This window comes from Kitasatospora sp. NPDC007106 (assembly GCF_040634455.1).
In the GTDB taxonomy this organism is placed as follows: Bacteria; Actinomycetota; Actinomycetes; order Streptomycetales; family Streptomycetaceae; genus Kitasatospora; species Kitasatospora arboriphila.
The window spans coordinates 1-6,307 of the sequence record NZ_JBEYFP010000348.1 but is presented as its reverse complement, the minus strand read 5'-3'; the positions used below and the strand labels follow the sequence as shown (position 1 = coordinate 6,307).

6 protein-coding genes and 1 pseudogene are annotated in these 6,307 nt (G+C 72.6%); 6 read left to right on the top strand and 1 reads right to left on the bottom strand.

The window, feature by feature from the left end; all coding sequences use genetic code 11:
• Positions 1-188 (bottom strand): hypothetical protein (locus tag ABZ641_RS22965; RefSeq protein ID WP_359984441.1); only part of this gene is annotated, 188 nt, incomplete at its 3' end.
• A 216-nt stretch (positions 189-404) separates the two neighbouring features.
• Between ABZ641_RS22965 and ABZ641_RS22960 the strand changes: the two genes are divergently transcribed.
• The 6 genes and pseudogenes from ABZ641_RS22960 to ABZ641_RS22935 form a co-directional block, all read left to right on the top strand.
• Entirely contained in the window at positions 405-884 is a 480-nt protein-coding gene (locus ABZ641_RS22960) for a DUF948 domain-containing protein (protein ID WP_344624194.1), read from the top strand.
• Positions 885-888: 4 nt separating this feature from the next.
• Positions 889-1,317 carry a DUF6167 family protein gene (locus ABZ641_RS22955; RefSeq protein WP_344624195.1) on the top strand — a complete coding sequence of 143 codons (429 nt, stop codon included), beginning with the start codon at positions 889-891 and terminating at the stop codon, positions 1,315-1,317.
• A complete protein-coding gene (alaS, locus tag ABZ641_RS22950) occupies positions 1,304-3,973 on the top strand; it encodes an alanine--tRNA ligase (protein ID WP_344624196.1) in 2,670 nt (889 codons plus the stop codon). Before ABZ641_RS22955 ends, alaS begins: the two co-directional genes overlap by 14 nt.
• Positions 3,973-4,458, top strand: a complete 486-nt coding sequence (gene ruvX / locus ABZ641_RS22945) for a Holliday junction resolvase RuvX (RefSeq protein ID WP_263102429.1) — start codon at positions 3,973-3,975, stop codon at positions 4,456-4,458. The genes alaS and ruvX overlap by 1 nt, the downstream gene beginning before the upstream one ends.
• A 118-nt stretch (positions 4,459-4,576) precedes the next feature.
• The gene (mltG, locus tag ABZ641_RS22940) at positions 4,577-5,770 is read left to right on the top strand and encodes an endolytic transglycosylase MltG (protein WP_359984436.1); all 1,194 of its coding nucleotides are present in this window, start codon (positions 4,577-4,579) and stop codon (positions 5,768-5,770) included.
• Between the two features lie 104 nt (positions 5,771-5,874).
• Positions 5,875-6,307: pseudogene (locus ABZ641_RS22935) on the top strand (hypothetical protein); the annotation flags it as partial.

The following is a 6,307-nucleotide window of genomic DNA, read 5'->3' as shown; positions in this document are numbered from 1 at the left end:
GCCGCCCGCAGGGCCAGCCGGGTCTTGCCGACCCCGCCCGGGCCGGTCACCGTGACCAGCCGCGACGTGTCCAGCAGGCGTGCCAGGTCCGCGAGTTCGGAACGGCGGCCGACGAAGCCGGTGAGGTCGGCGGGCAGTCGGCCGCGTGCCGTCCGCCGCCGCCCGTCCGCCGCGGGTTCGCTCGACACCGGAGCCCCCATGTCGTCGGTGGGATGGATGCAAGGGGCGGCCGGCCGGCCGCCCGTTCCGATCAACGAGGTGACCGCCGGGTGGGTCACGCCCCGCCACCGCGGTCACCGCCGTGCCCGCGACGCGGCCCCGCCGCCCTTATCCGGTCGGGAAACCGCCCGTGGTCACGATAGGGTTCCCTCCGGAGGAAGCTGCAAGGCGAGGGAGCGCACAAGGTGTCCGTGGGAGAACTGGCCGGCCTGTTGGTGGCCGTGTTCTGGGCGGTCCTCGTGACGTTGCTCGCCGTGGTCCTCGTCCGGCTCTCCAAGGTGCTCAAGGAGGCCACGGTGCTGGTCTCCGCCGTCACCGAGCAGGCCGTGCCGCTGCTGGTCGACGCGGGCACCGCCGTCCGCAGCGCCAACGAGCAGCTGGAGCGGGTCGACGAGATCACCGCCAACGTGCAGGACGCCGCCGCCAACGCCAACGCCCTCTCCTCCACCGTCGCCGCCACCATCGGCGGCCCGCTGGTCAAGGTCGCCGCCTTCAGCTACGGCGTCCGCAAGGCCGTCGCCCGCCAGCAGGGCGCGGCGGCCGTCCCCGAGCAGGCCGCCGACCGCGACGCGCTCGCCCGGCTGGTCCGGGCCGAGGTCCGCGCGGCCACCGCGCCGCGCAGCGGCGGGCTGCTGGCCCGCGTCCGGCGAGCGGTGAGGGGCTGACACGGTGGTTCGACGCATCTTCTGGATGGCGGTCGGCGCCGGCGCCGCCGTCTGGGCCATGGGCAAGGCCAACGAGGCCGTGCACCGGCTCACCCCGGACAGCATCTCCGGCACCGCCGCCCGCGGCGCCCTCCGGCTCGGCGACGCCGCCAAGCGCTTCGCCCAGGACGTCCAGGCCGGCATGGCCGAGCGCGAGCAGGAGCTCCGCGCCGACCTCGGCCTCGACGGCACCGCCGTGGTAGAGCCGCCGCGCCGCCGCCGCGCGCTGCGCCCCGAGCCCGGCCACCGAGCTATCTCGGCGGCCCCGGGCTCCCCGGCCGCCGCCCTGCCCCCGAAGCGCAGCACCACCACCAAGAGCATTGCCGAGCCCCGCCAGCGCCGAGCGCTGCCGGGCAGCAACCCAACCGGAAGGACCACTGATGGAGTCGGCTGAGATCCGCCGCCGCTGGCTGCGCTTCTTCGAGGAGCGCGGCCACACCGTCGTACCGTCGGCGTCGCTCGTCGCCGACGACCCCACCCTGCTGCTGGTCAACGCCGGCATGGTGCCCTTCAAGCCGTACTTCCTCGGCGAGGTCAAGCCGCAGTACTCCCGCGCCACCTCCGTCCAGAAGTGCGTGCGCACGCTGGACATCGAGGAGGTCGGCAAGACCACCCGGCACGGCTCGTTCTTCCAGATGTGCGGCAACTTCTCCTTCGGCGACTACTTCAAGGAAGGGGCCATCAAGTTCGCGTGGGAGCTGCTCACCACGCCCGTCGCGGACGGCGGCTACGGCCTGGAGAAGGAGAAGCTCTGGATCACCGTCTACAAGGACGACGACGAGGCCGAGCAGATCTGGCGCGACGTCATCGGCGTCCCGTCCGAGCGCATCCAGCGCCTCGGCATGAAGGACAACTTCTGGTCGATGGGCGTCCCCGGCCCGTGCGGCCCGTGCTCGGAGATCAACTACGACCGCGGCCCCGCGTACGGCGAGGAGGGCGGCCCGGCCGTCAACGGCGAGCGCTACCTGGAGATCTGGAACCTGGTCTTCATGCAGTACGAGCGCGGCCACGGCGACGGCAAGGACGGCTTCGAGATCCTCGGCGACCTGCCGAGCAAGAACATCGACACCGGCCTCGGCCTGGAGCGCCTCGCGGCCATCCTGCAGGACGTCGACAACCTCTTCGAGATCGACACCAGCCGGATGATCCTCGACCGCGCCGCCGAGCTCACCGGCCACGCCTACGGCCGCGACCACAAGTCGGACGTCTCGCTGCGCGTGGTCACCGACCACTTCCGCACCGCCATCATGCTGATCGGCGACGGCGTCACCCCCGGCAACGAGGGCCGCGGCTACGTGCTGCGCCGCATCCTGCGCCGCGCGATCCGCAACATGCGCCTGCTGGGTGCCACCGAGCCGGTGGCCAAGGAGCTCACGGACATCACCATCAAGGCGATGGCCCCGCAGTACCCGGAGCTGGAGGCCGACCGCAAGCGCATCGAGACGGTCGTCACCTCCGAGGAGACGGCCTTCCTGCAGACGCTGAAGGCCGGCACCAGCCTGCTGGACGCCGCGGTCACCGAGACCAAGCAGTCCGGCGGTGCGGTGCTCTCCGGCGACCAGGCGTTCAAGCTGCACGACACCTACGGCTTCCCGATCGACCTCACCCTGGAGATGGCCGAGGAGCAGGGCCTCCAGGTGGACGAGGCCGGCTTCCGCCGCCTGATGCAGGAGCAGCGGGACCGCGCGAAGGCCGACGCCAAGGCCAAGAAGATGGGCCACGCCGACGTCGCCGCGTACCGCGAGGTCGCCGACAAGTCCGGCGCCTCCGTCTTCACCGGCTACACCGCCACCGAGGGCGAGGCCACCGTGGTCGGCCTGCTGGTGAACGGCGTCCCGGCGCCGGCCGCCACCGAGGGCGACGAGGTCGAGATCATCCTCGACCGCACCCCGTTCTACGCCGAGGGCGGCGGCCAGCTCGCCGACCACGGCCGGATCCGCCTGGACTCCGGTGCGGTCGTCGAGATCCGCGACGTCCAGCAGCCGGTGCCCGGCGTGACGGTGCACTCCGGCGGCGTGCTGTTCGGCGAGGTCGTGCTCGGTGCCTCGGCGTACGCCACGATCGACGTGGACCGCCGCCGCGCGGTCTCCCGCGCCCACTCGGCCACCCACCTCACCCACCAGGCGCTGCGCGACGCGCTCGGCCCGACGGCCGCCCAGGCCGGTTCCGAGAACGCGCCGGGCCGCTTCCGCTTCGACTTCGGTTCGCCGGCGGCCGTCCCCGGCTCGGTGCTGACCGACGTCGAGCAGAAGATCAACGAGGTGCTCGTCCGCGAACTCGACGTCACCGCCGAGGTCATGACGATGGACGAGGCCCGCAAGGCCGGCGCCATCGCGATGTTCGGCGAGAAGTACGGCGACTCGGTGCGCGTGGTCACCATCGGCGACTTCTCCAAGGAGCTGTGCGGTGGCACGCACGTCGGCAACACCGCCCAGCTGGGCCTGGTGAAGCTGCTCGGCGAGTCCTCGATCGGCTCCGGCGTGCGCCGGGTCGAGGCGCTGGTCGGCGTCGACGCGTACAAGTTCCTGGCGCGTGAGCACACCGTGGTCTCCCAGCTCACCGAGCTGGTCAAGGGCCGCCCGGAGGAGCTGCCGGAGAAGATCTCGGGCATGCTCGCCAAGCTGAAGGACGCCGAGAAGGAGATCGAGCGCTTCCGTGCGGAGAAGGTCCTCGCGGCCGCCGCCGGTCTCGCCGACTCCGCCGAGGACGTCCGCGGCGTGGCCCTGGTCTCGGCCCGGGTCGCCGACGGCGTGGGCGCGGACGAGCTGCGCAAGCTGGTGCTGGACGTCCGCGGCCGTCTGGGCTCGCGCCCGGCCGTGGTCGCCGCGTTCACCGTGGCGAACGACCGCCCGCTGACCGTGATCGCCACCAACGAGGACGCCCGCGCCCGCGGTGTGAAGGCCGGCGAGCTGGTCCGCACCGCGGCCAAGACGCTCGGCGGCGGCGGTGGCGGCAAGGACGACGTCGCCCAGGGCGGCGGCTCCAACCCGGCCGCGGTGGACGAGGCGATCGCCGCCGTCCGCGCCCTGGTCGCGGAGCGCGCCTCCTGATGACCGAGGAGCAGCCCGAGAAGGTCTTCCGGCGGGGCCGGCGGATCGCCGTCGACGTGGGTGACGCCCGGATCGGGGTCGCGTCCTGCGACCCCGACGGGCTGATCGCCACGCCGGTGGAGACCGTGCCCGCCGGGGGCCGCTCCCAGGCGCGGCTCAAGGAGATCGTCGAGGAGTACGACGCGATCGAGGTCGTGGTCGGCCTGCCCCGCTCGCTGAGCGGCAAGGAGGGGCCGGCCGCGGCCAAGGTCCGGGCGTACGCCGGGCGGCTGGCGGCGTTGCTGGCGCCGGTCGGTGTCCGGCTGGTGGACGAGCGGATGACCACCGTCACCGCCGCCCAGGGCCTGCGGGCCTCCGGCCGGTCCTCGAAGAAGGGCCGCTCGGTGATCGACCAGGCGGCGGCCGTGGTGATCCTGCAGGCGGCGCTGGAGGCCGAACGGGTGAGCGGCCGGGCGCCCGGCGAGAGCGTCGAGCCGACCGGCTGAGCAGTTCGTACTAACGTCCCACAAGGGGTCCGTGCGGAGGTGTCCGCACGGACCCCTTCGTCGTTGTCGCCGTTGTTGGAGCAGCCCGGTACCGCCGGCTGCCGACGGAGGGGCCGTCGTGACCGACCCGTTCACCGCACCCGGTCTGGGGCCGGGCGTCACCCCCGGGCACCTGGGCGCCCCCGCCGAGGAGCCCGACGGGCGCCCGCCCGGGCAGCCGTACGCGGTCGAGCCGCCGGACCCGCGGAAGGTGCGGTCGGGGGCGGCCTGCTGTCTGAGCGTGCTGGCGCTGTTCGGGGTGGCCTGCGTGCTCGCGCTCGCGGCCTACCTGGTGTGGCCGAAGGCGGAGCCGCCGGCCGCGGACTTCGCGGGCGGCGGCAGCGGGACGGTGGAGGTCTCCGTGCCGCAGGGCGCCAGCCTCACCACGATCGGCCGGACGCTGGTGAAGAGCGGGGTGGTGGCCAGCACCAAGGCGTTCACCGACGCGGCCGCCCGGCATCCGGCCGGCAACACGATCCAGCCCGGCACCTACACGCTGAAGCTGAAGATGTCGGTGGCCTCGGCGCTCGGCGTGCTGCTCGACCCGGCGAACGCCAACGCCCTCACCATCCCGGAGGGGCGCCGCGCCGAGCAGGTGTACTCCGCGATCGACGAGCGGCTGCACCTCGCCCCCGGCACCACCAAGGGCATCGCCCAGCAGCACGCAGGCGACCTCGGCCTGCCCGAGTCGGCCAAGGACAACCCCGAGGGCTACCTCTTCCCGTCGACCTACGCGGTGACCGGTGACACCACCCCGCTGGCACTGCTGCAGCAGATGGTCTCCGAGAGCGGCAAGGCGCTGGAGTCCGGCGGTGTGGAGGACGCCGCCACCGCATTCGCACAGACCCCGTACGGGATCCTCACCGTGGCCAGCCTGGTCGAGGGCGAGGCCGACAACGCCGAGGACATGGCCAAGGTCGCCCGGGTGATCTACAACCGGCTGGCCAAGAACATGCCGCTGCAACTGGACTCGTCGATCAACTACGCCCTCGGCCGATCCACCCTGACCACCACGGACACCGACACCAAGCTGGACTCCCCCTTCAACACCTACCTGCACACGGGCCTGCCGCCGACCCCGATCTCCAACCCCGGCCGGGAGGCCCTGCGCGCCGCGGCGGACCCGGCCGAGGGCGACTGGCTGTACTTCGTCACCGTGCGTCCCGGCGACACCAGGTTCACCGACAGTTTCGAACAACAGCAGAAGAACGTCGCCGAGTTCAACGCATATCAGGCGCAACGGAGTTCCCCACCCCCGGACGACGGTCACTGACGGTGTGCATGCGGCGAATCGCCAATGCTGCGGTACGGTAACGTCTCCCTCCGGATGATGCCGTAGCACGCCGGTTCGAGTCGGCGGTACGCATAAGGGGTTCGATGACTGACCTGGGCGGGGGCTACCGCCCCCAGGGAGAGCAGCCGTGGCACCCGGGCGATCCCGGCTACGGCATCCCGCAGCAGCCACAGTCCGCCGACCAGACCGGCTCGTGGCAGGTGCAACCCGACGCGTTCGGGCAGCAGCAGTACGGGCAGCAGGGTTACCCGCAGCAGCAACAGCAGGGCTGGCAGCAGCAGCCCTCGTACGGGCAGCAGGGCTACCCGCAGCAGTCGCCGCAGCAGGGCCAGATGCCGCAGCAGCAGTACCAGCAGCAGGTCCCGCAGCAGCAGGGCGGCTACGGACAGCAGCAGTACCAGCAGCAGGCCGCCCAGCAGACCGGCTCCTGGCAGATCCCGCCGGGGCTCTTCCGCAACCCCGGCGAACTCGCCCGGCTCCGCGCCTCGGTGGACGAACTGCTGCCCACCGCCGTCG